This window comes from Mycolicibacterium sp. XJ662, assembly GCF_053484035.1.
Map to the genome: position 1 here is coordinate 1 of NZ_JBEFTL010000035.1, position 428 is coordinate 428.

Here is a 428-nt window from a genome sequence, read left to right on the forward strand (position 1 = left end):
GATCGGCTGGATATGTGGGTGGCCAAATACGATCCGGCCGCGGTGCGGGTGGCGCCCAAAGAAGATGAGGACCGCTGTGTAGAGATCGGCCCGTCCGACACGGTGGGTATCGCCAACATGTGGGCGTTTCTGCACAGCGCCGACGCCGCCGCCCTGGATGCGCGCCTAGACGCCATGGCGGCCACGGTCTGTGACAACGACCCGCGCACCAAACGCCAGCGCCGTGCCGATGCCTGCGGGCCGTTGGCCCGCAGCGAAGCAACGCTGCGGTGTCAGTGCGGAGCCGATGACTGCCCGGCGCGCGCCACGCGGGCAACCGCGGCGGCGGCAGTGATTCATGTGCTGGCTGAGCACGCCACCATCGAGGGCAGCGCCGACACCCCGGGCTATCTGCCCGGCTTTGGGGTGTTACCGGCCGAGTCGGTGCG

At 69.4% G+C, this 428-nt stretch carries 1 protein-coding gene; it reads left to right on the plus strand.

All coding sequences use genetic code 11. From position 1 onward, the window contains the following. A partial coding sequence (locus ABQE93_RS27060) for a DUF222 domain-containing protein (RefSeq protein WP_448411978.1) occupies positions 1-428 on the plus strand: 428 nt, incomplete at both ends.